Source organism: Bacteroides sp. 4_1_36 (assembly GCF_003466325.1).
GTDB classification, from domain to species: Bacteria; Bacteroidota; Bacteroidia; order Bacteroidales; family Bacteroidaceae; genus Bacteroides; species Bacteroides uniformis.
On the sequence record NZ_QSOX01000001.1, the window covers coordinates 299,992 to 323,982 of the forward strand.

24 protein-coding genes are annotated in these 23,991 nt (G+C 41.0%); 2 read left to right on the forward strand and 22 right to left on the reverse strand.

Annotated features, from left to right (window positions below; genetic code table 11):
* The 20 genes from DXD65_RS01285 to DXD65_RS01380 form a co-directional block, all read right to left on the reverse strand.
* Complete coding sequence (locus DXD65_RS01285) at positions 1–1,143, reverse strand: ATP-grasp domain-containing protein (RefSeq protein ID WP_016273551.1); 1,143 nt, start codon at positions 1,141–1,143, stop codon at positions 1–3.
* 1 nt (position 1,144) lies between these two features.
* Positions 1,145–2,203 carry a ketoacyl-ACP synthase III gene (locus DXD65_RS01290; protein WP_117887293.1) on the reverse strand — a complete coding sequence of 353 codons (1,059 nt, stop codon included), beginning with the start codon at positions 2,201–2,203 and terminating at the stop codon, positions 1,145–1,147.
* 11 nt (positions 2,204–2,214) lie between these two features.
* The gene (locus tag DXD65_RS01295) at positions 2,215–2,454 is read right to left on the reverse strand and encodes an acyl carrier protein (protein WP_009126887.1); all 240 of its coding nucleotides are present in this window, start codon (positions 2,452–2,454) and stop codon (positions 2,215–2,217) included.
* A gap of 14 nt (positions 2,455–2,468) precedes the next feature.
* The gene (locus DXD65_RS01300; protein ID WP_035448250.1) at positions 2,469–3,866 is read right to left on the reverse strand and encodes an AMP-binding protein; all 1,398 of its coding nucleotides are present in this window, start codon (positions 3,864–3,866) and stop codon (positions 2,469–2,471) included.
* 12 nt (positions 3,867–3,878) lie between these two features.
* A complete protein-coding gene (locus tag DXD65_RS01305; protein ID WP_035449241.1) occupies positions 3,879–4,637 on the reverse strand; it encodes an SDR family NAD(P)-dependent oxidoreductase in 759 nt (252 codons plus the stop codon).
* 5 nt (positions 4,638–4,642) lie between these two features.
* Positions 4,643–5,395: an SDR family NAD(P)-dependent oxidoreductase gene (locus tag DXD65_RS01310; RefSeq protein WP_035448248.1), complete on the reverse strand. Its 753-nt coding sequence runs from the start codon at positions 5,393–5,395 to the stop codon at positions 4,643–4,645.
* Positions 5,396–5,626, reverse strand: a complete 231-nt coding sequence (locus DXD65_RS01315; RefSeq protein ID WP_035448246.1) for a hypothetical protein — start codon at positions 5,624–5,626, stop codon at positions 5,396–5,398.
* Positions 5,627–5,638: 12 nt separating this feature from the next.
* Positions 5,639–6,268, reverse strand: a complete 630-nt coding sequence (locus DXD65_RS01320; RefSeq protein WP_035449239.1) for an acetyltransferase — start codon at positions 6,266–6,268, stop codon at positions 5,639–5,641.
* A gap of 4 nt (positions 6,269–6,272) precedes the next feature.
* Complete coding sequence (locus DXD65_RS01325) at positions 6,273–7,409, reverse strand: TDP-N-acetylfucosamine:lipid II N-acetylfucosaminyltransferase (protein ID WP_035448244.1); 1,137 nt, start codon at positions 7,407–7,409, stop codon at positions 6,273–6,275.
* Positions 7,410–7,412: 3 nt separating this feature from the next.
* Positions 7,413–8,636 (reverse strand): hypothetical protein, encoded by a 1,224-nt coding sequence (locus tag DXD65_RS01330; RefSeq protein ID WP_035448242.1) that lies wholly within the window; start codon positions 8,634–8,636, stop codon positions 7,413–7,415.
* A complete protein-coding gene (locus DXD65_RS01335; RefSeq protein ID WP_051642920.1) occupies positions 8,629–9,807 on the reverse strand; it encodes a serine hydrolase domain-containing protein in 1,179 nt (392 codons plus the stop codon). The genes DXD65_RS01330 and DXD65_RS01335 overlap by 8 nt, the downstream gene beginning before the upstream one ends.
* Positions 9,788–10,399 (reverse strand): GNAT family N-acetyltransferase, encoded by a 612-nt coding sequence (locus DXD65_RS01340; protein ID WP_035448240.1) that lies wholly within the window; start codon positions 10,397–10,399, stop codon positions 9,788–9,790. The genes DXD65_RS01335 and DXD65_RS01340 overlap by 20 nt, the downstream gene beginning before the upstream one ends.
* Positions 10,399–11,370 carry a hypothetical protein gene (locus tag DXD65_RS01345; RefSeq protein WP_229075291.1) on the reverse strand — a complete coding sequence of 324 codons (972 nt, stop codon included), beginning with the start codon at positions 11,368–11,370 and terminating at the stop codon, positions 10,399–10,401. Before DXD65_RS01345 ends, DXD65_RS01340 begins: the two co-directional genes overlap by 1 nt.
* Entirely contained in the window at positions 11,346–12,551 is a 1,206-nt protein-coding gene (locus tag DXD65_RS01350; protein WP_035448239.1) for an acetyl-CoA carboxylase biotin carboxylase subunit family protein, read from the reverse strand. Before DXD65_RS01350 ends, DXD65_RS01345 begins: the two co-directional genes overlap by 25 nt.
* A gap of 3 nt (positions 12,552–12,554) precedes the next feature.
* Positions 12,555–13,664, reverse strand: coding sequence for a DegT/DnrJ/EryC1/StrS family aminotransferase (locus DXD65_RS01355; protein ID WP_035448237.1), 1,110 nt, complete (start codon positions 13,662–13,664; stop codon positions 12,555–12,557).
* A 6-nt stretch (positions 13,665–13,670) separates the two neighbouring features.
* Entirely contained in the window at positions 13,671–15,125 is a 1,455-nt protein-coding gene (locus DXD65_RS01360; RefSeq protein ID WP_035448235.1) for a lipopolysaccharide biosynthesis protein, read from the reverse strand.
* 21 nt (positions 15,126–15,146) lie between these two features.
* Positions 15,147–16,244: a Wzz/FepE/Etk N-terminal domain-containing protein gene (locus DXD65_RS01365; RefSeq protein ID WP_035449233.1), complete on the reverse strand. Its 1,098-nt coding sequence runs from the start codon at positions 16,242–16,244 to the stop codon at positions 15,147–15,149.
* 37 nt (positions 16,245–16,281) lie between these two features.
* Complete coding sequence (locus tag DXD65_RS01370; protein ID WP_035448233.1) at positions 16,282–18,702, reverse strand: SLBB domain-containing protein; 2,421 nt, start codon at positions 18,700–18,702, stop codon at positions 16,282–16,284.
* A 411-nt stretch (positions 18,703–19,113) separates the two neighbouring features.
* Complete coding sequence (locus DXD65_RS01375; protein ID WP_117887294.1) at positions 19,114–19,608, reverse strand: UpxZ family transcription anti-terminator antagonist; 495 nt, start codon at positions 19,606–19,608, stop codon at positions 19,114–19,116.
* Positions 19,609–19,658: 50 nt separating this feature from the next.
* Positions 19,659–20,195: a UpxY family transcription antiterminator gene (locus DXD65_RS01380; RefSeq protein ID WP_035448230.1), complete on the reverse strand. Its 537-nt coding sequence runs from the start codon at positions 20,193–20,195 to the stop codon at positions 19,659–19,661.
* Between the two features lie 1,163 nt (positions 20,196–21,358).
* On the opposite strand from DXD65_RS01380, the gene DXD65_RS01385 reads away from it, so the two are divergent.
* Positions 21,359–21,706: an SH3 beta-barrel fold-containing protein gene (locus DXD65_RS01385; RefSeq protein ID WP_022401485.1), complete on the forward strand. Its 348-nt coding sequence runs from the start codon at positions 21,359–21,361 to the stop codon at positions 21,704–21,706.
* A gap of 40 nt (positions 21,707–21,746) precedes the next feature.
* Positions 21,747–22,577: a DUF4373 domain-containing protein gene (locus tag DXD65_RS01390; protein ID WP_057097938.1), complete on the forward strand. Its 831-nt coding sequence runs from the start codon at positions 21,747–21,749 to the stop codon at positions 22,575–22,577.
* A 127-nt stretch (positions 22,578–22,704) separates the two neighbouring features.
* On the opposite strand, the gene DXD65_RS01395 is transcribed toward DXD65_RS01390, so the two are convergent.
* Together DXD65_RS01395 and lipB are read right to left on the reverse strand one after the other, a co-directional pair.
* Positions 22,705–23,301 (reverse strand): ACP phosphodiesterase, encoded by a 597-nt coding sequence (locus DXD65_RS01395; protein ID WP_057097939.1) that lies wholly within the window; start codon positions 23,299–23,301, stop codon positions 22,705–22,707.
* A complete protein-coding gene (lipB, locus tag DXD65_RS01400) occupies positions 23,298–23,969 on the reverse strand; it encodes a lipoyl(octanoyl) transferase LipB (protein ID WP_255420172.1) in 672 nt (223 codons plus the stop codon). The genes DXD65_RS01395 and lipB overlap by 4 nt, the downstream gene beginning before the upstream one ends.
* Positions 23,970–23,991: the final 22 nt, after the last annotated feature.

Here is a 23,991-nt window from a genome sequence, read left to right on the forward strand (position 1 = left end):
TTATATACCTGCTTTTGATTTACGAAAAGAAGAAGAGCACATCTTTTTCAAACCGGAAAAAAGAGAAAAAAAGATTGCCCCACTTTCTTGATAATACAAATTCCGGGAAAAGAATATGAACCAAGAAGGAATACAAGAAAAACGTCTATTTGATGATATAAACCACATAATATCAAGTCCTAAATATCGTAATTGCTTATTAGGAACATAAGCATAAGGGGAGATTTTTATACCCAGCATATCATTGACTATCAAAGCCGGGAAATTAATACCTGAAACTTCTGCTGCACGAATAGAAGCAGGAACACGAGGATTAATCTCTATAATCTTGAAATCTCCATCTTTAGTTTGCAAAATATCAAAATCGGCAAAACCTGTCCAATTCAAAACCTCCAATGTCTTCGTACAAATTTCAGATAGTTCTTTCGATTCTACAGTCCTGCAAAAAGAGCTACTTCCTCCTTTTATTGGATAATATCTGATAATCTCTATAATCACAGTGTTGATTATATTCCCTTTTGCATTTCTGTACATCATCACATTATAATAGGGTGCACCAGAATTATCAATGTATTCCTGTAGAGTACATTCACCGTATTTTCTTAATATTCCATCATACTTATCTTGTAAATCAGACAAAGAATAGACCATTGTAATACCTCTTGCTCCCACTGAAATATTAGGTTTTATCAAAGCTGGAAATCCTATGGCATCTGCCGCTTCCTGTAAGTTACTTGAGGTCAACAACTGTGTTTGAGGATGAGGAATAAAATTTTCCTTACATAAAGCTAAAAGTTGCCACTTATCATTTGCCTTTTGAAAAATATCATAATTAGGGATTGCGCACTTAAGATGGTATTCATGTTCTAATTCCACTTTATTTATACTTAAAAACTCAGCAGTTACATCACTTAAAGGAATAATTACAGAAATAGCATGTACTTGCAAAACACGATGTACAGAAGACAAATACTCCTCTTTGTGTGTTGGAGTTATATCAATAGTATAAAGTTTATCTATATATTTTGATTTTGTCGAAATATCTCCTCTATGCAACAAGGCAATGACACTATACCTTTCTTTTTTTAAAGAGCGGGCTACAGATAATGCTTGGAGTCCACCACCAACAATCAAAATATTCATACTATAACCCAATTATATCAGGCACAATCATAGGTTTCGTCTTCATCCACATTGTCCCCCAGCTTAATCCAAGCCCAAAAGAGGACATCAACAAGGTAGTCTCTTCCTGCATCAGCCGTTCACGCAAGCGGCTCACCATTAATGAAGGAATAGAAGCTCCACCCAAGTTTCCAAACTCCTCCAGGTTATAAGGAACCTTCTCTTTGGGCAACTTCAACTTCTTCACAATACGATCCACAATCATCTTGTTCGCCTGGTGAATCAAGAAATAGTCTATATCCGTTTCACGATTAATTTTATAATCATCCAAAAAGGCCTCGACGGATTTAGGAGGACGGGATATCGCGAAAGAAAAGACATTCATTCCATTTATCAATGTATGAATGGGAGCACGCACAATGCCATTGCCAAAATCTTCATATTCAAAGGAAGCAGGTGTAGCCGGATGGCGGAAACCACCATGAGGGGTCATCAAAGCTTCATATCCCTTGCCATAAGTATGAAAATCAACCACAATATCACTGGCAGTCTCATCATATTCCAAAGCTATGGCTGTACCGCAGTCACCGAATAAAGGTACACGGCTTTTGTCTTTCATGGACCCCATCCGCAAAGCCGTATCACCTACAAGCAACAAGGCACGTTTTACATTACCTGCCGTCAACAGGTTACCGGCAACTGTTATGGCATACATACACCCACAACAACCCATTGGAATATCCATACAGAAACAATTTTCCGACAAGCCAAGCCTGTCTTGCAATATGCAGGAAGTAGGAGGAGTACGATAATCACCCGTAACAGACTCAAACAACAATACATCAATACTGTCCTTCTCCCAACCCAGCTCTTCAAGCAGTTTCTCGGCAGCAGCCTGGCACATATCCGAGGCGCACATTGTGTCCGGAGCGATATGCCTTTCTTTTATACCGACTGTATTATCGAATACATCAGCTTCCTCTTGGGAAAGAAGTCCCAGTTCGGAAGTTTTTACCACATTCTCCGGAACGGTCATAGCCACTCCCTTCATGCCGACATTCTTAATTTCCCATCTTGCCATTATCTTGACCCTTAAAGTTCAACTTCGTATTTTTTCAATATCTCACGTCCCTTTCCATAGGAAGTAAATTCCATGATATCCTCTGGGTCAAACATTACGTCAAAGGACTCTTCCAGCAATGCGATTATATTCAGTTGGTGAACAGAATCCCAGGATTCCACACTGTCTTTTGAAAAACTATCGTTCAACACTGCACTATCCACCCCAAACACTTCTACAAAAGCGTCATTATACTTTTCAATATTCGTCATCGTTCCTATCTTTTTTATGAATTCAACTTACTATACAATATTTTTCCCGCCTCATTCTTAGGTATGTCAGCAATCACTTTTACCTCAAAAGCCGAGGCTACCAGTTTGGTCTTTTCAACCAGTATCTCCTTTACAGCCACCGCATGTTTTTCATCGGTCAAATAGACGGTCATCTTATCGTCTGTACCCACACAAGCACACTCTATCGGATATTTCCCTTTGATTATCTGCTCGCACTCATCCAGACCGATGCGCATGCCAAACAGCTTCAAAAAACGTCCCATACGCCCCACAATGTAATAACAACCGTCCTCATCCCTGTAAGCCAAGTCACCGGTACGCATAAAGCCATTACGTTCATCGCCCAGCAGCAAATCTTCCCGACTGCAGGCATATCCCATTGTCACATTCCTGCCACGATAGCACATTTCACCTTCCGTGTGAGAACCTTCTATCACATTTCCGTCACTATCTATCAAGGACAGTTCCGCATTGGGAACTGCCCAGCCTATACTTCCGCACTTGGATATTGCATATTCAGCAGGAAGATAGGCCATGCGGGCAGTACCTTCAGACTGGCCGTAAGTAGCTATCCAGCGTTTGCCAGTATCACGGCAATATTCAGCAAACTTCAGATTCAGCTGGCGAGGCATCTTACCGCCACCCTGAGTAAGCAAAGACAAATCAGGCAAATCCATACGGAAGAAACGCATCAGATTCAAAATTTCAAAGCTGTAGGGCACTCCTGTAAAACTGGTGGCCCGCTGTTCCTTCATGAAACTCCAGAAAGCCTTGTCCGTCATGCTTTGGTGGGTTATCAATATAGTGGCACCCACATATAGGTGGCTAAATACTACGGACAGCCCCATTGTATAATACAATGGCAGCACCAGCAATGGACGGTCAGCGGAGGTCAGTCCAAAGAAAGTGGAGATATTCAGGGCTGCCGCCTCTATATTCTCATATTTATGACGAACCAATTTGGGACTTCCCGTAGAGCCGGAAGTCGGCAGCAGATGGGACAAGTCATCATGTACCCTACATGGTTCCATTCCGGTACATAGTAAAGTATAGCCATAATACTCATACACAGACTCATATTGCAGTGTGTCTGCCATCGATGATGGTACACACACATAAGGAGGACGGTAAATCTCAAACAAATTATGAAAAAGCCCTTCCTCAATATGAGCATTCAATATCAAGGGGACATTACCGGAATTAATGCTACCGATACTCCATGCTATCCCACCAACATTATTTTCTGTCAACAAGAACAACAGGGAACGCTGAGGAAGTAAAGCACCGATTTTCTCCGAAAATGCCGACAACTCCCCGTACTTCAAGACAGCCCCCGAAGCATCTATTGTGGCAACCGCCTCTTGTGGTCGCTCGTTCAAACTTAATATCATCTTATTTTTATCTTAAATGGAAGCGCAACCGTCAACCCCCAATATCTGTCCCGATATATAGGATGAACGGTCTGATGCCAGAAAGGCACAGGCATTGGCCACGTCCAAGGGAGTCCCCAAACGACCCAATGCGATTCTCTGGATACGGTTGTCAATTTTCTCACCGCTCTCTTCGTAAAGTTCGGAAAAACGCTCCGTCTTTACAATGCCCGGAGCCACCGCATTCACACGGATTCCTTGAGATGCCAGTTCCTTGGCAGCAGACTTGGTGAAAGCTATGATCGCCCCCTTGGTTGCTGAATAGGCAGACTGGCCGGGAGAGCCGAGTACAGCTGTCACCGAAGCTATATTCACAATGGAGCCGCCATGTCCTCTGGCCATCAGCCGGGAAACCAGCTGTACCATTTCTATCACAGCTATGACATTCACCCTAAACATAAGCTCGGTCTCCGGACGAAGTATCATGCCGATCTTCTTGTTGAACACAACACCCGCATTGTTCACCAATACATCAATCCGTCTTTCCTGCTTGAATACAGACATAAAGGCTGATTTTACAGCCACAGCATCAGTCACGTCAAAATACAAAGGACACACACGTGTGCCGTATTTCTCCGAACAAGCTTTCGCCCATTCATCCATAACTCCCTCTACACGGTCACAGGCATAAACCAAAGCACCATCCGAAGCAAAACGTTCGGCTATCGATTTACCAATGCCTTGTGCAGCACCGGTAATGATACATACCTTATTCTCTAAAAATCTTTCCATATCAATCATTTCAGGCTACGCCCACCATCGATTACCAGATTAGTTCCGGTAACCCATGATGCGGCATCCGACAACAAATAGATGATGGCATAAGCCACCTCACTTGGTTCTCCGTAACGTTTCAAAGGATATTGTTCTACATCTTTGGCTACATCTTCTTCTGTCAACATCCGATTGGATATCAAAGGGGTATTTATTCTTCCAGGATGTACAGCATTACATCGAATCCCCTTTCCAGCCAACTCTAAAGCTGCATATTTCATATAAGCACTCAATGCACTTTTAGAAGTTCCATAAATACCATTAGCTGGAGCAACATTATTGTAACCAGAAATTGAAGCAGTAAACACCACAGAAGAATTATTTTTAAGCCTCTTTCTCTTCACCAACAGTTTTAATAAAAGCATTGGAGAAAAACAATTTATCCGAAACACCTCATCTAATACCTCCAAAGAATAAAATTGTAAAGGAAGCATCTTTCCTATTCCGGCATTACTGACAAACCCGTCCAACAAAGGAAGCCGAGAAACCAAATCTTCACAAGCTTCTTCATTCGTCAAATCAGCAACAAGAATAGAATGACCATTGCCTAAATCTGCCAATTGTTCCTTGGTTTCTTGTAAGGCTTTCTCATTTCGACCGGTTAAAACCAACGCAGCCCCCAATCTTGAACATTCTATAGCAGTAGCACGTCCAATACCAGATGAAGCACCTGTTACAAGTATTGTCTTGCCTCTCAAAGAGAAAGGATTATACATCTACTTTTTATCCATTATTCTGTTAAACAAATCACTGATAGTTTGAGAACTACGAATATCCTCACCATTTATGGTTATCCCATAAACCTCATCCACCATTGCAATGACTGACAAAGCAATTAATGAAGACCATTCATCCAGTTCTCTAAACTTAGTTCCAGCACCCAACATTTCAACTGTTGTATCATCAAACTGTTCCGCAAAATTTTCAATAAAATCTTTGATTTCCATAACTATATATATTTAAACTAATTTCTTAGCAGGATTACCGAATACGGTTGTACCAGCTTTAACTCTTCTAATAACAAAACTACATGCACCTACATGGACATTATCTTCGACTATCACTTTATGATTAATGACCGCAGAAGTATGAATTGTTGTCTCGTTTCCTATTTGAATTCCTCCGACACAAGTAACATGAGTATCTATTCTGTTAAAATCACCAATCTTAGCATCATGCCCTATCACTGTGTACGATTGAATCATGTTGTAACTACCTATGCTACAATCAGCTCCCAAAGAGGTAAAAGCACCTATCACATTACCTTCGCCCATGCGAACATTTGACCCTATTCGAGCTGTACTGTGAACGATATTGATAAACTTGGCATTCCGTTCCATCAAGTACTCAATACAAACCCTTCTTGATTCGCCACCAATAGAGAACGTAAAGACATCATCCACTTCGGGCAAATAATGGGATATTGTCCCCAACATAGGAGGATAATCCTCAAAACCATCCAGTGCAGATAAGTTGTCGTCTATGAATCCCTTGATAGTATACTCTATGCCATAACCTATACTCTCACGAGCTACGTCAAAAATGGTGCGTCCCATACCACCAGCACCGATTATTACTAAATTCTTCATTATATCAATCAAAAAATGTGGGCATAAAATCATCATAGTAGAGCCGAGTATCCATATAACACTGCCTATTGTGTTCTTTCTCTAAAATAGACAAAGACCGCAATGAATACTCATCTATCAAATCATCTTCGAATGAGAAAATTATATAGCCCCTTGCTCTGTAGTAATTAAGCAACATATTATCATTTCGCAAAAAAACTTTCACGCCATTTCTCAATAGCTGGATAATATTACCTGATGCCTCTTGACGTCGCTGTCCGAAGATGGCAACATCCACTTTTTCAAGTAATCTGAAATACTCTTCCTTCGGTAAATAAGTAGTTATCGGAGAAAATGAATTTCCAAACAACTTATCACCCATCTTAACGACACCCCGTTTCACCCAACTACTACCATAAGATAATGGTACTATCACATCGTATTGCTTGGTGCAATTAAGCTCTTTAAGCCTACGAAATACAGTTTTATGATTACCGAAAGCTGAAGCCTGATGGTTTACCATTATTGTTGCAGTCTGCCTATCTTTCAGGTCAAAAAGATAAGGTGGTGCTTCTCCTCGCTTACTGGCTGAGTAAGCAAATAACTTATACTTTATAGGAACATTAAAGTATTTCTTCAACAAATCATAATCATCCTTAAACCAAAAACAGAAATAATCTATATGAGGAAGCATTTCCATCACTACTGACGGCAAATAACGTCTACACAACTTACGAATGAGCTTACTACATGCATTGGGCACATAATAAGAAGATATTTTAAAAGGCGAAAAAGGTTCATCCAATAATTTATAGTTCTTTTCATACCCCAACGTCTGATAAAGTTCATATCCCCAGAACAGCCAGTACACAGTAAACTTTCTTTTCGTCTGGAGGAATTTCAAGATTGATGCAAACTTAATCGAACACCCATGAAACACTATCTTATCAATATCATTGTCAACGCATAGCTTCCAAAGTTTCCCAAAGTTTCGTTCATCATAAAGATTCAATATAACAAAATTCTCTGGATGTTTGATTATTCTCAATGCGCCTGTTTTCTTTAGGATAACGAAAGTATTCGTATTGGGATAATACTCCTCAAACACACGCCTTGAATGTTCTATAAAGTTATGGTCAAAACCTATATGTAAAGCCGACATAATTTATTTGTTTTCTAACTTCAAAATGGGTAAACTCAATATAAAAAGGTAGAGCCATATTGGTTTCAAAGGATAATCACGGATTAAGTTACCTACGATGAATACTATCAAGAAGCCCAAAGTCCAAATAGAGCGATAATTCCAATAATAAGCCACCAGAAACAGCAGTAACAACACTGTACCCAATACCCCTCGGATAAAGAAATATCGTTTGTAACCAGCACATCCAATCGTAATGTTTTGATTGGCATTTTTCTCACTACCAAATGCGTCTCTTCCCATACCCGTCCACACTTTACTACTAGATAGGTATTTGTCAAATTCCGCATCGAAGTACATGGATGTTCTATTATTACCCACCATCTCACCATCTTCAAACTCTATACGATGGAAAATCATCTGATAAAGTACGTTATCTCCATTATTGTAGAAATAAGATATTATACCAACTGTAGCAAAAAGACTTCCAAATACAATAATCCAAATAATTTTTCTCATTTGGATGAAATATATTATCACTGCCCCGACCAACAAACCATACGCTGCAAGTGACAAAGAGAACAACACCCCTGCCAGCAAGATTTTATTTCCAAATTCACGCAAACGAAAGCGGTTTATACAAAGTAAGAACACACACATCGTGCCCAAATGTCCTGGTTCTAAAAAAAATCCGGCAAAGCGGGGTACAAGTTGTAGGTCTGGATCACCATTCAGATTGAATAAATAATAGATAGTGTGATAGTAATATGGGTCTGAAGCATCCGTATAATGAGGCAATGGAAACTTCAACAAGAACAATATCCAACCGACCAATGAAATACCTACACAAAACTGAATCACCTTTATGACAAAGTTTAGTATCTGCCTTTTGAACTGAACAGGAATAAGTATCAGTATTTCGGTACAAAACAGCGTTGACATAGAAGCTAGGATAGCTATCGGATTCAAGTCGGATACGCACAAAGTTTCATATGCGAACAAGAAAAGAAGCAAAGCCATACTATGAAATACACTAATATATGTATATCTAAAATGATTGACATACAATCTTAAGTGAAACAAAAAAACAGCTATGCCAAAAACAACAATAATAATCTCGGGTATTGGTCTTACCCACAGAATACGTTGAGACTTGAACATCAGCAACAGCACGGCAAAAGCCAACACAAAGATGTCAAATTTTGGCTTTGTAATAGCTACTTTACTTTCGTACAGGAATTCAGTCATTCTCAGAAAAATAATTGTATAGTAGTTTGATTAACGGCTTATGTATATCGTTATACCCATCAATATATTCTGATGCACTACCGCTGCATATAATGACAAAGCCCATTTGATGCTTAGGGTCGAATATCATTGCACTTTTCAGTCCAAATCCGCCCCCAGTCTGTCCGTACAATGTTGTATTGGGAACTAAACCACGATACTGCCGAAATGCAAAACCGTAATTGTTCTTTCCTACATAATTCTCACGCATCATCATTTCACTTCTTAATGACAGTATGGTAGCCTGCCTAAGAGTACCACCTTTCATGTGCATCATCATATACTTGGCCAAATCTGTAGTAGTTATTTTCATACCAGAATCGGGATAAACCAACCCTATAGATTTACCTAATGTATAATGAGTCTGAATTTGATATCTATAAGGACGATAGGCTTCATCGTCCTCTCTAAACGCCCCCGATTCCTTATTATAACGATAGAGCCTAACAAACTTGGTTGAATCTAACAAATTGCAATTAAAACCACCTTGAATATCAAGCGGCTTCATTATTCTACTATCAATCTCAGTGTCAAATCTATTTCCAGTAGCCCCCTCTATCACCGCACCGAGTAGCAAATAATTGTAATTGCAATATTTGTACTCCATACCAGGTTTAGTTTCAGAAAAGCACTTAGCATAGTTGTCAGAAATAATAGGATTGATTATGTCAAGCGACCACCAACGTTGTGAATCATTAATGCTTGATGTGTGAGTAAGCAACATCCTTACAGTTATGGGCTTATCTCTATAGGAAGGATTTCGCAAAGGGAATTTGAGAAATTTCTGAACATCATCATCCAAGTTCAAAACACCTTCTTCTACAAGTTGCAATATGGTGGTAGCCACAAAGGTTTTTGATACAGAAGCAATACGAAATAGGTCATCATTCTTCAAAAGTATTCCTTGATTGTTAACTGTTGGTACTTCTTTATATCCCCAAGAATGAACATAAACAATAGAATCTCCTTTGACAACCGCAATTCCCAGACCTGTCATTTTCATCTTGTTAAAAATGGCCTCTATCTGAGCCTCAAGAGATGAATGATTCTCATTATCAGAAGCTACACCAGAAAATGCACATTCCAACAAGACAAAAATAAATAATATCGTTTTACAGCCTACTCGCAGCATAACTATTCCTTAAATGTCTCACCTTCTTGGCAAATACGGACAATGAATAATCGCCACGCTCCATCCATTCCTCATAGTCTGCCCTCAAAAGAGAATATACACACTGATCATGGTACTTCCCATCCTTATAGATGGCTTCACGATATATTCCTTCCAACTTATATCCACTAGCTTCCATAATTACTCTTGAAGCAATATGTTCTGATAAACATTTACCTTCGTAGCGATTGATATTAAGATGATTAAACACCAATTCTCGGATAAGCATTCCTACCTCATACCTAATGATACCATCTTGATAAAGAGGGTCTATTACTATCCCCCCACCCACGGCTGTACGGTTGAGATAATCTATATTATTGACCGAGACATATCCTACCATCTTCCGGCTATCGTCATTCAAACAAATAGCTAAATAAATATCTTTTCGGTTATCCATCATTTTTGATTTAACCCACTCCTTTTCAATTTCCAATGAAACATATTTAAACGAAGTGGAAACTAATTTCTGGATTTCAAAATCATTTCTCCACTTATTGATAAGAAGAGCATCTTCTATCTCAAACCCCCTCAAAAAAATACTATTTCCCATCAAGCTAAAAGTTTTATTATATAATCCATTTCCTCTCTTCCATATCTTTGATCTATAGGCAATGCTATTATATTATTAGTCAATTCATATTCCAACATATCTTCCGAACACCATTTCAAAACATTCGGCCAATATGTAGCTATATATATTCTGTTATCTATTAATTTTTTACGTAATGTTTTATCATCCACATAATAAGGATAAACCATAGGACATTCAAACAAGTCCAAAGAATCTATATTCAGTAAATTGTTCCTTAATAGAGCCTCATGAAGAATATTGAAATTATCTATTCGTTTCTTCTTTATATGTTCATAATCTATTCCACATAAAATGTTACAAGTCAATCGTGACATTTTAGAAATTGGAATATAATCAAGAGCATCATCATTATATCTAAAAGAAATATAACCCTGCTCAGCTCCTTCATCAATCCGTTGTAACAAATGCTGCATCCGCATATAAGAATAATGATAAGTAATATCTCGGTTTAAGCAACAGTCTGTGTATAAATATCCTCCGTCAGATACTCCTAAGAATTTTCGAGGAGAATAAAAAGTGTCTATACCATCTATACGAGAAGCAAAAAATGCTTGTGCATTATCAACAATCAGTTGTGTCCCATAAATGGTAACCAACTTTTCCACACAACTCTGCTTTAATCCAAAATAGTTGGTATAAAGAAATGCTTCTTCCGGAAGTAGTTTTGTTATACCAATAGGTTCCAACAACTCATTTATAGAATAAAACTCGTAAGAAATATGATGTTTCTCCAAAGGTTGCAACATCACTTCACATGTATAATAAGGTATATAAACTTTTTTGTAATTACGAGCTAATAATATATATTCAAAACAGTTACGAGCTGTATTCAGTGAAATAGCATCTTTATGATACTCCTCTCCTTTATGTAATTCCAACTCAAAGTATCCCCCTATTGCTTCCATTATCTCACATTCACCTTCAACCATTGACGTTGTGTAGCCAAAGCATGTTCCAATTCTTTCAAAGAATCAAATTTCAAAATCAACATTCCTATAGCATTGTTCGCTCCTTCAAAGCTCTCTACTTCATCCCCGACCTCTACCCACAAATCTTCTTCAACAATTTCTGCCGAAAAGCTCTTTGATATTTCAAGCCCCATAAAACGCCCTGCATTATCAGCATGAAGTACAATTTCTGCCCAATATCCTTGGTAAGTTTTTTGCTTTATTTCTCCAATAGTATCTCCTACTGAGGCACACACAGCAGCAGTAATAAGATCCACTCCTGTAGCATAACGAATCATTTCTGAAAGCCGATTACCTCCTCCACGTGGAGAAACTTCCATAATATAAGGCTTGCCATCCACACCAATCCGTGTTTCTATATTATACACAGAAGTATTCATATTCAAAAGTTTAAGCAATCGTTGTAGTTCAAAACTAAGTTCTGACTCTTGCTGTATAGTCATAGTAGAAGGCCATGAGTATGCAGCTGGAACGAATGTACTTGCCGCATACTCATCAAAACGCTGGGCAGAAAATGAGACAAACTTAAGTTCTCCGTTTATTGAAAAACAATCGCTGTCCGAAGAACAACCTTCTTTCTCTATAAACTGTTCTACAATGATTTTATTCTTGATTGAATGGGCAAAAGCATGCAATAAAGCTTCTTTCAAATTCTTTTCTTTATCTACACGAGTCACCCCCTTAGAACCTGCTGAATCTGTAGGCTTTACTATAAGAGGGTAAGAAAATATAGCAAGATCCGACAAAGCATCCTCTAAAGAGGAAAAAGCCAAACTCCAAGGTACATTAAATCCATGAATAGCTAAAAACTCTCTGAACTTATCTTTATTCTGAAGAATCTCTACAGATTCGTACGGACCAAAAGAAGGAAGAGACATTTTGTTCTGCACATAAGAAGCCGCCACAACTCCAGGATCAACACCAAACGACATAATACCATCTATTTCTTTCTCACACGCAACCTTCAATACTGCCTCTTTATCAACAATACTCACATTTACGTATTCATCACTATATCTATGTGCAATATTATCGGGCAAATAATCCGCTGTAATCACATAATAGCCTTGTTTATGAGCTGCATCTATCACGGGAAGAAGGTAACGAATACCTCCTAAAAGCATGAGTTTCTTCTGTTTCATTTTTTACCTCACAATTAACTCTAAAGTTCTTTGGATATCTGAATCATTCAGATTATGATACATCGGCAAGCAAATCACACTATCGGCTACTTTAGAGGCAACCGGTAAATTTTCGGGTTGAGCAGATTCCAGTCCGCGATAAGCAGAAAATTCACTAATCAAAGGATAGAAATAACGACGTCCCAACACATTCTGTCCTTTCATCTTGAAATAGAGTTCATCACGTGTCATTCCATATTTTTCCGCATCAATAAAAATCGGAAAATAGGAATAGTTATGACGTACGCCAGGCATATCCTCCATAAAACTGATACCCTCCACACCACGTAATGCTTCACGGTATTTTACAGCTGTCCGATGGCGAGATTCAATAGCTGCATCCACCTGCTTCAGATTTAGCAAACCATAGGCACTGCGCACTTCATCCATCTTGCCATTTATGCCAGGAGCCACAATCGTAGTTTCATCTGCAAAACCAAAATTCTTCAAATAGTCGATACGCCTTTTCGTTTTTTCATCTTTGCATATCAAAGCACCACCTTCAATGGTATTATAAACTTTTGTTGCGTGAAAACTTAAAGTGGACATATCACCGGCCTCCAAAATAGACTTACCGTTCACTTCTACTCCGAAGGCATGGGCAGCATCATAAATTACTTTCAATCCATATTTGTCAGCTATTTCTTGAATACGTGACGTATCACAAGGCTTACCATAAACATGGACAGGCATTATAGCCGTAGTTTTTGGAGTAATGGCAGCCTCTATTTTATCCGGATCAATATTACAAGTGACAGGGTCGATATCCACAAACACAGGCTTGATGCCGTTCCACCACAAGGAATGTGTAGTAGCCACAAAACTATAAGGAGTAGTAATTACTTCACCGGTAATGCGCAATGCCTGCAATGCACATATCAAAGGTAATGTACCATTTGTAAAAAGACTGACATAAGGTACTTTCAAATACTCACACAAGGCTTTTTCCAGTTCTTTATGATAATACCCATTATTTGTCAACCACTTACGATTCCAAATATCTTCCAAATAAGGTATAAAATCTTCCAAGGAAGGAAGTAACGGAGAAGTTACTGTAATAACTTTATTTTCCATTTTTATTTAAGTATATGATTTCCGCTTTAAGAGAGAAAGAGTCACTTGTCTTAATTCAAGATATTCCGGAAGAGCAGTCCTTTCATAAACCAGATAAGCAAGAGAAACTCCTAACAGTAATTGTAAAGGAAGAAGCAGGTAAACGGACAATCTAAAAAAAGACAATCCCCACATGGCAGCAGCCACAGCTATAGATACACAAAATGTAGGTAGTATGTCCTTTATCTGTTTCACAGTAGGATAGTTTATCAAATCGGCAGAATAATAACTATTCAAGAAATAAGCAACAAAAGAATTAAGTACACTACCCCACAACATACATTCTATCCCCCCAAATACCCCCAATGCAATAGGACCTATGGCAAGAATCTTTTTTATTATTTCCAATTTCAAGAATAAATCCGAACGCCCTTTGACTTTCAGGATATTCAGATTGATGGCATGAAGCGGATAAAGCATGCCCGAAAAGCAAATAATCTGCAAATAGCCAGCAGCAGGTAGCCACTTCTCTCCTATAAGAATTATAATTAACGGCTTTGCCATCGCTGCTAATCCAAGCATACATGCAAACGTCACCAACATCGTTGATTTTATGACTTTCCTATAAGCTCCGCACAAACGCTCCGGCTCATTTTGAATGGAACTAAGCACAGGATAGCTGACCCGTTGGACAACAGTGGTCAGATTACTAGAAAATATAGTATTAAATTGTTTGGCCCGGGTATATTGCCCCAATACAAATGAAGTAAAGAAACGACCTATGACCAAATAATAAATATCCTTATAAATAGTATCCAACAATCCGGAAACAAGTAGTTTGGAACCAAAACCAAACATTTCCTTGAAACTCTTGGCAGAAAACTCAAAAACAGGCTTCCACTTACAATACCCCCACAAAAAAACCGTATTCAACAGCTGACGGGACAATTGCTGTCCAACCAAACTCCAGACTCCCATTCCAGATAAAGCCATCCCTATGCCGACAACACCACTACTGATGGAAGCTATCAAAGAAACTTTAGTTTGTGTCTTAAAGTTTATATTCCGAATAAATATGGTACGGGGAATAATAGCCAATGCATTTACAATCAGCACAAAACCTATGACCCTCATAACATCAACCAAAACAGGCTCTCTGAAAAAAGCGCTAATAGCAGGAGAAACAAAAAATAAAAGAATATAGAGTGAAATACTAACTATAAGATTAAAATAGAAGACAGTATTATAATCAATACGTTCAATATCCACCTTACGTATCAACGCATTGGAAAAGCCACTGTCTATAATCGAATCGGACACCGCTATAAAAATAGCAATCATGGCCATAACCCCATACTCTTCCGGTGTCAATAAACGTGCCAAGACAAGCCCTACCAGAAAGGTTATGCCCGAGTTGGCTATGTTGTCAATAAAACTCCACCCTACTCCACGGGCGGTCTTATCTCTCAAAGATCCCTGCATGCAATAGACAGAATTATCACCTTAAACCTTCGGAATATTTTTCTTCCTCATGCTATACAACAAATCCTTTCCCATAAGAATCCAGCCAATACATCCCATCCCTGTCAGAAAAATGACTCCTATCAGAATCATAGCCTTACTCGGTTTTGACGCCTTTACAGGAATAGTAGCAGGCTCAACAATTGTATAAACAGGGGTTATCTCCTGCACCTTTGCCTCTGCTATCTGCAATTGCTGTGCAACGGATGTATAGACTTGATAAGCAAGATTCATCTCATTTTCTAGACGCACTTGTTCGGCACGATAACTCTGGAGGATGATATTTTTGTTGGCATCGGCAAACTTGGCATAATTCTCCTGCGCCATCTCATATTCTTTCTTCTTACGTTCAAAAAGCTTTTCTTGAAAATGAAAATCCTTACGGGCTTTATTAGTACGATAATCAATAATGTAAGACTGCAACCTATTTACAACAGTATCTGTCAGACATGCTGAAATACGGGGATCCTGCATCGTGACAGAAATTGTAGTAACCCCGGTCTTTTTATCTACCGAAACACCTATATGATCACTCAGTGCTTTCACAATATCAGTCTGCTCTTTTGTCAGCTGAAAAGGATCTAATTTTTCCACCTCTTCTTCTGATTCCTTAAACAGAGAAACAATCCAGCCTAAAGCCTTGAATGGGGCAGATATGATATACGACCACCATGGCACACGCTGGTATTCGTCCATATAATCATAAAGTGTGGTGTTTATCTCCCCATCCATATCCCGGATAGGGACATCAAACAACCCTGTCACAAAAGGAGTGGAACTCACAATATCCGGATATAAATCAGGATAAATCGCATCAGACCCAGAAGATGTATTCAGACTAATGCCTGCCAAACTTGCCAGTGAGGAAAGGCTTCCTCCCTTATTATCAGAAGCTTCCGGAGCAATCATTACACTTGCTGTATATTCCTTGGGAATACTAAAAGCAATCACCAGTCCCACAATCACTGCATAGCCGCAACACTTCAATATCCACCTGCGCTCTGCCCAGACCTTCAAAGCAAGCTCAAGCAAATCAATCTCCTCTTCCTGTGGATGTTTATTCTGTTGTCCGTCATTCATATCAGCATCCTTTCTTTTTATATCTTCCACTTGTTTCTTATTTAAAAGCATTAGTCAACGTAGCCACCATCGCCGCAATCGTCGCAGTCATGGAGCTCATACCCATAATCTCGGAAAGCTGGAGACGCTTCCTCTCAGACTTCGTGGGAACCACAATCTCACAACCCGGCTGGATTAAATCACTGTCACTCTTCTTAGCACGGGCTACCGTACCATTCAGATAAATGATGTATGCTTTCTTCTTTTTCGCATTTTCGCCATAACCACCTGCCATATTGATATAATGTTTCAGCTTGGCATCTTTCTCCCAGGTTACTGTATTAGGATACATCACTGAACCGCTGATCTTCACCGTATTGACGTATTCAGGAATATAAACGATATCTCCCTCACGCAGGACAATATCATAGTCACTTCCCGGATTAAACAGAGCCTTTTCCATATCGATGCCTACTGCGTAAGTCTCAGAGATGGCAAGCTTGTTCACTGCAATGCTATCGGAACCTTCACCGCCCTGTGCCATGCGAAGCACATCCGTCTCACGCCGACGTTCCTCATCATTGCGCTTGCGAATCAAACGTCCCCCCTTTATATATGCCGCCGGAGTAATTCCGCCTGCACGACCTATCACATCACTCAGACGTTCATTCTTTTTCAACAACGAATAGCTGCCGCTGAAAAGCACCTCACCCGCAACCGTCACCATGCGCTGAACTTGGTAGGCAGGACTGCGACGAACCTGGACTACATCGAAAGGTTGCAGGTAGAAACTACCGGCACCCGTCAGAAGACCGTCCTTGATGTCAAAGGTGAATGTCTCCGCAAGCTTGCTGCTGTAGGCAGTACTCTTGGGATCCTTGATGCGGCGCGTCACGCTCACACAGGTAGTGGCGGCAGCCTCAGTAAGACCTCCCGCCTGGACAATCATATCCTCTATCGTTAAGTTGTCGGAGTATAGGAAAGTACCGGGATTGAGCACCTCACCATAAATGGAGACCGTCTCGCTCTCCTTCAGGTCGTGGATACCGGGAACATACAGATGATCGTTCTTCTGAAGGGGTATATCAGAAACCGTACCGTTCATAATACCCTCCAGATCAACGGCAACCATTTCGTGCGTAAGATCTTCACGCTCACGGTCCAGAAGGACCCGGGCAAGGAAAGCATCTCCCCGGAGTCCCTCAGCCTTCTTTATCAGCTGCTTCACCGTATTCACCTCACCGTCCAACTGATAAAGCCCCGGACGATAGACGGCACCACTGACCTCAACCTTGTTCTCAAAACGGTCGAGTACGGCGTCAACCGTCATTAAGTCACCGTCGTCTAAACGGAATACGGAATAGTCCATCTCATCCACATTATATACTTGATGTTCACGTCCGCTTTTACGGATGATGCGTACAGCCTTCTTATAGGCATCTCCCATAAAGCCACCCGCATACTTCAGTAAGGAAGCAACCGTCTCGGCAGGCTTCATTTCATAATACATGGGACGTTTCACCTTACCTACTATCTCGACCAACGACTGGTAGGGACTCACGATAATCACATCGCCCTCCTGCAGACGGACATCGTCATTCATCTTGCCCTGCATGATGAACTCATAGACGTCCAAATGCTCTATCGTCTCTCCGTTACGAACCAGACGGATGTCACGCAAGCTACCGATATTATTCACACCACCGGCACGGTACAAGGCATGGAAAACCGTAGAAAAGGCCGAAAGTGTATAAGTACCCGGCACCGTGACCTCACCCATAATATGAATCTGAATGGTACGTATATCGCCTAAAGTCAGACGGATCTGTGAATTGGGATCCCCCCCTCCGATACCGGAATAGATCTTGGACAGTTCCCGTTGCAGATAAGCGTTGGCTTCTTTAACAGTCATGCCGTTCAGATAAACGGGACCGAGATCTTTCACCTGGATACTACCCTCGGGACTGATGGTCTGGCGGATGGTATTCTCGGAAGCTCCCCAAATATCTATGATCACCTCGTCACCGGGCCCCAGCCGATAATTTGCCGGAGTAGCCAGATTCACACTAGGTTCAAAGGAGAGATTACGGTTCTGGAACAGATTATGACCGAAAATCTGTATGCCGGCAGCCTCAGGGGCGGACTGGCTTTCAAGTCTCTCATCAACAACCGCTTTCTGGTCATCCAGTTCGGCAGCCTCGTAGGATTCTCCCACAGCAACCGAACGCTTGCGCATCTGTGAGGGAGCTTCGGAACCCGGGACAGCAACACCCGAGTTCTCATATTTATCCTTGATGCGGAGCACCTGTTCGCGGGTCACACCACGGCGCAACAGTTCGGCAGTCATCTGCTTCTGAGATTTTCCGGCTGCCTGTGCTTGTTTCACATATTCAACCACTTGCTCGTCGGACATGCGCTGGGCATAGGCAGAACCGAAGAAAATAAAAAGACATAAAATCAGAAATAAGATTCGACGCATAATTTAATGTTTGTTAGATTCTTATATGTCACACACTGAAAAAATCAAACTAATCCGGGAAGGTGGAACCAAAGGTGATTTATATTTATTACTTCGCGTAGTAATGAAAGAGTTAGTACCACGCTTCCCGGATATTCAATAGATATTGGGCATCTACTAAAGGGGGGATAACCCACTTTGAGTTATATTTTTAATCAAATAATAAGTTATTTTACTATATTCATTGGCAGAAATGCCATATAATCCGTTTCTCTGGAGGCTATTTTTCGTAATACAATGCGTGGAATCCTTTTCACTCATTACATGAATATATCACTTGTATGTTTAGCTCTATATGTCTTTAACTTTTCCCGTGTCTCTTACATTCTCCACTCCATTTTTTTTTGCCTTGCGAGAAAACTTTCACCTGTTTTAGTCCTCAAGATATTCCCACGGATAGGGATTGTCAACTACATTCCGGAATTCCTCGACAGCTTCCTGCTGTTCGGCAGTGAGCGATGCGGAGTCCCAGGAAGAAATAATCTTCCGGGCTTCGTCGACCAGGAGCTCATCGAACACTTCTCCATAACAGGCAGTAAGCAGACGGAGTTTCAACAGCGAAGCGGGAAGGGTATCAAGGAGATTCCAACAACGGTTTAATATCTCCTGGAGGTGATCCTGCTTCTCGCCATGGTCAATGAACGATGCGTTATAACCCATCAAGAGAGCAAGACAGACGTTTGCCTGTCCTTCCGTAGTAGTACCTCGAGCACTGGAACCATACAAAGCCGCAGTCAAGCGGTAAACCTCACCGTTGCGGCGGGAAAGGTCATCACTATAGATAGGACTACCGTCCATACCTAAATACATCAGTTCGTGCGCAGCACGCTGGAGATTAATTGCTTCTTCGAAAAGGGAGGAGGACATTTTTTGAATTATGAATTGTAAACTATGAGTTGTAAATTATGAATTATAATTCAGCCGATCACTTCTATAAGGTCCGGATGGATGGTAGCCATGGCAACAGCAATGACACCTTGTATCTCTATAACCACACGACGGTCACGTGCACCCTTTACTTTCAGAAAAATACCCTCCTGACCTGCAAAGTCACCACCCGTAATACGGACTCTAGTTCCTTTCGACAGATTCAACTCTTCGGGCTGGAAATAAAGCAAATGGTCGTTATAGGTTCCGGCAACGGCGACGAAGCGCTGCATCTCATGGTCGGGAATAATTATCTTCTGACCACTGCGAGTATCGGTTATATATTGCAAATAAGTAATTTGAGACTTAACACGCTGTACGTCGGAAGGACGTGCATGGACAAAAACCAGATTACGGATGACGGGAACCAAAGTACGGACTTTCTTACCCTTACGGATACTTACCTTATATTGCATGGGGACAAAACAGCCGAGGTTCTCCTTCTCGAGAAGATGCACCGCATCAAGCTCTCTGCGGTATGTGGCACGCATGGCATGCCAGACTTCAACCTCGTTATCCGTTTCCATTTTCGTTGTTTTGTTCACAAAAGAGTGTTCCTCTAGGGCTTTGAACCCTCGGTATATACCTGGTATCCAATCATTTGCGAGCACCTTATGTAAAATACAGCAAGCATTGTGCCCTTCTTGCCAACAGTTTTTTTGCAGTTCGTCATTACCTTCTGGTAAGAGACTATAAACGAACGGATTACAAACAAAAAGCGTTTTTTAAACGTTCGTTTAATGGACGTCAAATTTCAGGAAATGAAATAGGGAATGAGTTAATAAAAGGGAATGGAAATTTTAAATATTAAATAAGATACTTAATATACTGAATTACTGTAGATTAAACTGATATACGATGGGTTTTCCAAAATATTTTTATTAAACATTTTGAGGATATAAAAAACAGTCTTATCTTTGCGTCCATTAAACGAACGTTTAAAAAACACTTCCAAATCAAAGTCATTTCCATTTATATATCAACGCATTAACCCATCATAAAGATAAAACCCAGCTTTTTATCTCCATCCTTACTCCACAAAAACAAAAAACTTGATATACCTTTGCATTTATTTTACAAACTACAGTAATTTTAATTATTAACCCAAAAACATTAGAAAATGAAGGCAAAAGAAACACTCCAAAGTAAGGAAAAAAAACAAAAAGAGACACCCTTAAAACGGATGTAAAGCACGGCATATCAGCTCCTAAAGCAGGAGTAGGACGTCCCTCAAGCGGGGAGGTTATAGGAATACTGCCACAATATAGGAAAGAAGTCATTAAAGACATCATCCTATGGAAAAAATCAAGATACTTTATAGAAGAAAAGCCGACAAGCAACAAGGCATTGGCACAATGGGCATACTCACATTTCGACTTTAGAACGCCAGACTATAAAAGACTGTCAGAAAACACTATAATACAAGAGTTCGGTGAAGTGTGGCGGGAAATGAAGGTAGCAGGAAAGATATAGGGAATAAAACAAAAAAGGGCAGAAACCACGAAACTTATTGACAATAATTAAATATAAACAACTTAAGGAATAAACCACTTATCTTTGCCGCCACTTTGGTAAGGATGAAGCCACACCGCCTATAGATGCCGCTTTCTCAACGAATGCGGCATCTTTTTTTATATACAAGCGTACCTCCTGCCAAACTAATACAATTATTAATTTTAAAGACAACAAGATGAGAAAGTCGACAAAGAACGCTTCACTTCACGAAGCACTGAGAAACCTATGGAAAATACGTATCATGCTGGAAAAGAACTACACGGAAACATGCGCCACATGGATGGCCCGACGGATAGAAAGCCTGATAGACCACATGCAATACGGCCACGCACTCATAGCCTACCACAAGCAGGACGGGACATTCAGGCTGGCGAAAGCCACCTTACTGCCCTACAAGGCAGACTTCAGAAGAGATTATGACATCACAAGAGTGACAAGCACCATAGCCTTTTGGGACGTGGAACTGCAGGCATGGAAAACCTTCCAGCTGGAAAACTTCCTCGAATGGAGCCCCATATGCTAACCATTAACCATTAATCACTAATCATTAAACACTAAAAACAATGGCCATGATGTACGGGGGAATGCTATACTTCCCCCTCAAAGTAAATCTATTCGAAGAGATAGCAGTGGAACTGGTGGAAGCCAGGTTCGGACTGAAAGGAACGGCGGCGGTAATGAAACTGCTGTGCAAGATACACAAGGAAAACGGATATTACCTGAAATGGAACGCGGAGCAATGCACACTGTTCACAAACAAGGCGGGAAAGGACATCAACGAGCAGGAGATGCAGGGAATCGTGGACATCCTGGTGGAGAAAGCCTTTTTCGACCCCAAAACCTATAAGGAGCAAGGGGTGCTGACCTCTACCGAGATACAGAAAATATGGCTGGAAGCCACCAAAAGAAGAAAAAGGGACCTCACCACCCTACCCTATCTGCTGGTAGAGACGGAGGAAGATAAACCGGACAAGGACGAGACTTGTACGCAAAAACGGGAAAATTGTACGCAGGATGCGGACATTTTCCCCGAAAATGCATACAATTCCAAACAAAGCAAAGTAGAAGAAAGTAAAGCAAAAGAAAGTAAAGCACTTCCCCCTCTTACTCCCCCGGGGGAAAGCGGAGGAGCGCAGGGGAATCCTGATCTGGACATTCCCGGATATGCCTACAACAGGAATACGCACAACCTGGAATGCCTCATGCTGAATCTGGAAAAGCTCTACATCACCGACCGGGAGGAAATCAGGAAGATACTGAAGTTATCGGACTACGGCAGGCTGGGAAACTACGTCTGGAAAATATTCAATGGGACGAACTGGAGCAAGGTGAACAGCAAGGGAGGGTACATCATCTCGGTACTGGCAAGAGAGAAGCGGAGTACGGGAAGCTGATTCCACAGGGCACAAGCTATCAATAACATGTCATGCAGGAAATCAATAACGTGTGATACAAAAAACAAATATCGTGCCGGCAGGAAATTAATTCCTTGCCGACACGATATGAATTTCTTCTTCGTCCTTAAAACTGTACCTTATAATTATGCCGGTATTCAGTGCAAAACCTCTGCAATTCAATAAAAAATGGCTGGAACACAGCAAACAGTTCCTCATCGTGCTCTTCAAGGTAACGAATAGCCTTGTCTACGGATATATCAATATGATGATATTCCACCATGATGTTCAAAGACTCTCTTATTCCGTTCAGAGTGGCGTATTTCCGCAAACGGTCGGTCAGGATAAAATGCCAGATGAAACGTTTGAACCGTACCGGAAGATAGCGGTAATTGATGAGGAGGGAAAGATAGAAAGTCCGGGTATACCTCCTCAAGGAAACTCCGGAGAACGACTCGAAACGGGAAGCCAGCAAATAATCGAAATAAATATCCAGCAATACCCCCGAATAGCGTCCGAATTCAGGTTGAAGCCTATGTACCACCTCGCAGACAGCCGGATGACGGTCGGTATAGTCGTCAATAGCGCGGTGAAGCTGAATACCCTTGGCTATATCCGGCGGATAATTCTTATAGGAGCTTCCCTTTACGGCATCGCCTACAAAATTGCCCAACTGTACTTTTCTGTTCGAACCGGAAAGGAATATATGTGCCAGGTAGTTCATGACAAAAGATTTACCAGCTCCTTGCAAAGACACTCCTTCACCTCTTCCATCGGCACCTCGTGTCCCAGCTCTTTCTGCAAAGAAGTGACACCCTTGTCTATGAATCCGCAGGGATTGATATAGCTGAAATAACGTAAATCGGTATTCACATTCAGTGCCAATCCATGCATGGTGACAAAATGGCTGCTGCGCACGCCGATGGCACAAATCTTACGGGCACGGGAAGTATCGCCCTCCAGCCATACGCCCGTTGCCTTCTCCAGGCGTCCGGCCGCGATGCCAAACGAAGCACAAACACGGATTACCGCCTCTTCCAGCAGATGCACATACTCCTTCAACCCCAAAGAAAAGTCGTCAAGGTTCAGAATAGGATAGCAGACCAACTGTCCCGGGCCATGATACGTAATGTCTCCGCCACGGTCAATATGATAGAGCGTAGCCCCTATCCTGCGCAGTTGTTCTTCTCCCAGCAACATATTCCCTTCTTTTCCGCTACGCCCCAATGTATAGACATGGGGATGCTCGCAGAGCACAATATGATTGACATAGCACTCTCCTGCCTGCTTGGCGTGTACAAGTGCGTCAAACCATTCCGTCTGCCGGCTCCATGCTCCGGCATAAGGAATCATGTCCCAATCTGATATTTCCAGTTTCATGCAAGCAAATATAGCACTTTTTTGAATTCACTCC

Coding starts and splice junctions, on each gene's coding strand:
- DXD65_RS01340 (WP_035448240.1), bottom strand. CDS start 10,399: ATGGGAAATAGTATTTTTTTGAGGGGGTTTGAGATAGAAGATGCTCTT.
- DXD65_RS01315 (WP_035448246.1), bottom strand. CDS start 5,626: ATGGAAATCAAAGATTTTATTGAAAATTTTGCGGAACAGTTTGATGAT.
- DXD65_RS01295 (WP_009126887.1), bottom strand. CDS start 2,454: ATGACGAATATTGAAAAGTATAATGACGCTTTTGTAGAAGTGTTTGGG.
- DXD65_RS01395 (WP_057097939.1), bottom strand. CDS start 23,301: ATGAACTACCTGGCACATATATTCCTTTCCGGTTCGAACAGAAAAGTA.
- DXD65_RS01310 (WP_035448248.1), bottom strand. CDS start 5,395: ATGTATAATCCTTTCTCTTTGAGAGGCAAGACAATACTTGTAACAGGT.
- DXD65_RS01335 (WP_051642920.1), bottom strand. CDS start 9,807: ATGCTGCGAGTAGGCTGTAAAACGATATTATTTATTTTTGTCTTGTTG.
- DXD65_RS01325 (WP_035448244.1), bottom strand. CDS start 7,409: ATGTCGGCTTTACATATAGGTTTTGACCATAACTTTATAGAACATTCA.
- DXD65_RS01365 (WP_035449233.1), bottom strand. CDS start 16,244: ATGAATGACGGACAACAGAATAAACATCCACAGGAAGAGGAGATTGAT.
- DXD65_RS01375 (WP_117887294.1), bottom strand. CDS start 19,608: ATGTCCTCCTCCCTTTTCGAAGAAGCAATTAATCTCCAGCGTGCTGCG.
- DXD65_RS01285 (WP_016273551.1), bottom strand. CDS start 1,143: ATGAATATTTTGATTGTTGGTGGTGGACTCCAAGCATTATCTGTAGCC.
- DXD65_RS01305 (WP_035449241.1), bottom strand. CDS start 4,637: ATGGAAAGATTTTTAGAGAATAAGGTATGTATCATTACCGGTGCTGCA.
- DXD65_RS01320 (WP_035449239.1), bottom strand. CDS start 6,268: ATGAAGAATTTAGTAATAATCGGTGCTGGTGGTATGGGACGCACCATT.
- DXD65_RS01345 (WP_229075291.1), bottom strand. CDS start 11,370: ATGGTTGAAGGTGAATGTGAGATAATGGAAGCAATAGGGGGATACTTT.
- DXD65_RS01350 (WP_035448239.1), bottom strand. CDS start 12,551: ATGAAACAGAAGAAACTCATGCTTTTAGGAGGTATTCGTTACCTTCTT.
- DXD65_RS01300 (WP_035448250.1), bottom strand. CDS start 3,866: ATGATATTAAGTTTGAACGAGCGACCACAAGAGGCGGTTGCCACAATA.
- DXD65_RS01385 (WP_022401485.1), top strand. CDS start 21,359: ATGAGAAAGTCGACAAAGAACGCTTCACTTCACGAAGCACTGAGAAAC.
- DXD65_RS01330 (WP_035448242.1), bottom strand. CDS start 8,636: ATGACTGAATTCCTGTACGAAAGTAAAGTAGCTATTACAAAGCCAAAA.
- DXD65_RS01355 (WP_035448237.1), bottom strand. CDS start 13,664: ATGGAAAATAAAGTTATTACAGTAACTTCTCCGTTACTTCCTTCCTTG.
- DXD65_RS01370 (WP_035448233.1), bottom strand. CDS start 18,702: ATGCGTCGAATCTTATTTCTGATTTTATGTCTTTTTATTTTCTTCGGT.
- DXD65_RS01290 (WP_117887293.1), bottom strand. CDS start 2,203: ATGGCAAGATGGGAAATTAAGAATGTCGGCATGAAGGGAGTGGCTATG.
- DXD65_RS01390 (WP_057097938.1), top strand. CDS start 21,747: ATGGCCATGATGTACGGGGGAATGCTATACTTCCCCCTCAAAGTAAAT.
- DXD65_RS01380 (WP_035448230.1), bottom strand. CDS start 20,195: ATGGAAACGGATAACGAGGTTGAAGTCTGGCATGCCATGCGTGCCACA.
- DXD65_RS01360 (WP_035448235.1), bottom strand. CDS start 15,125: ATGCAGGGATCTTTGAGAGATAAGACCGCCCGTGGAGTAGGGTGGAGT.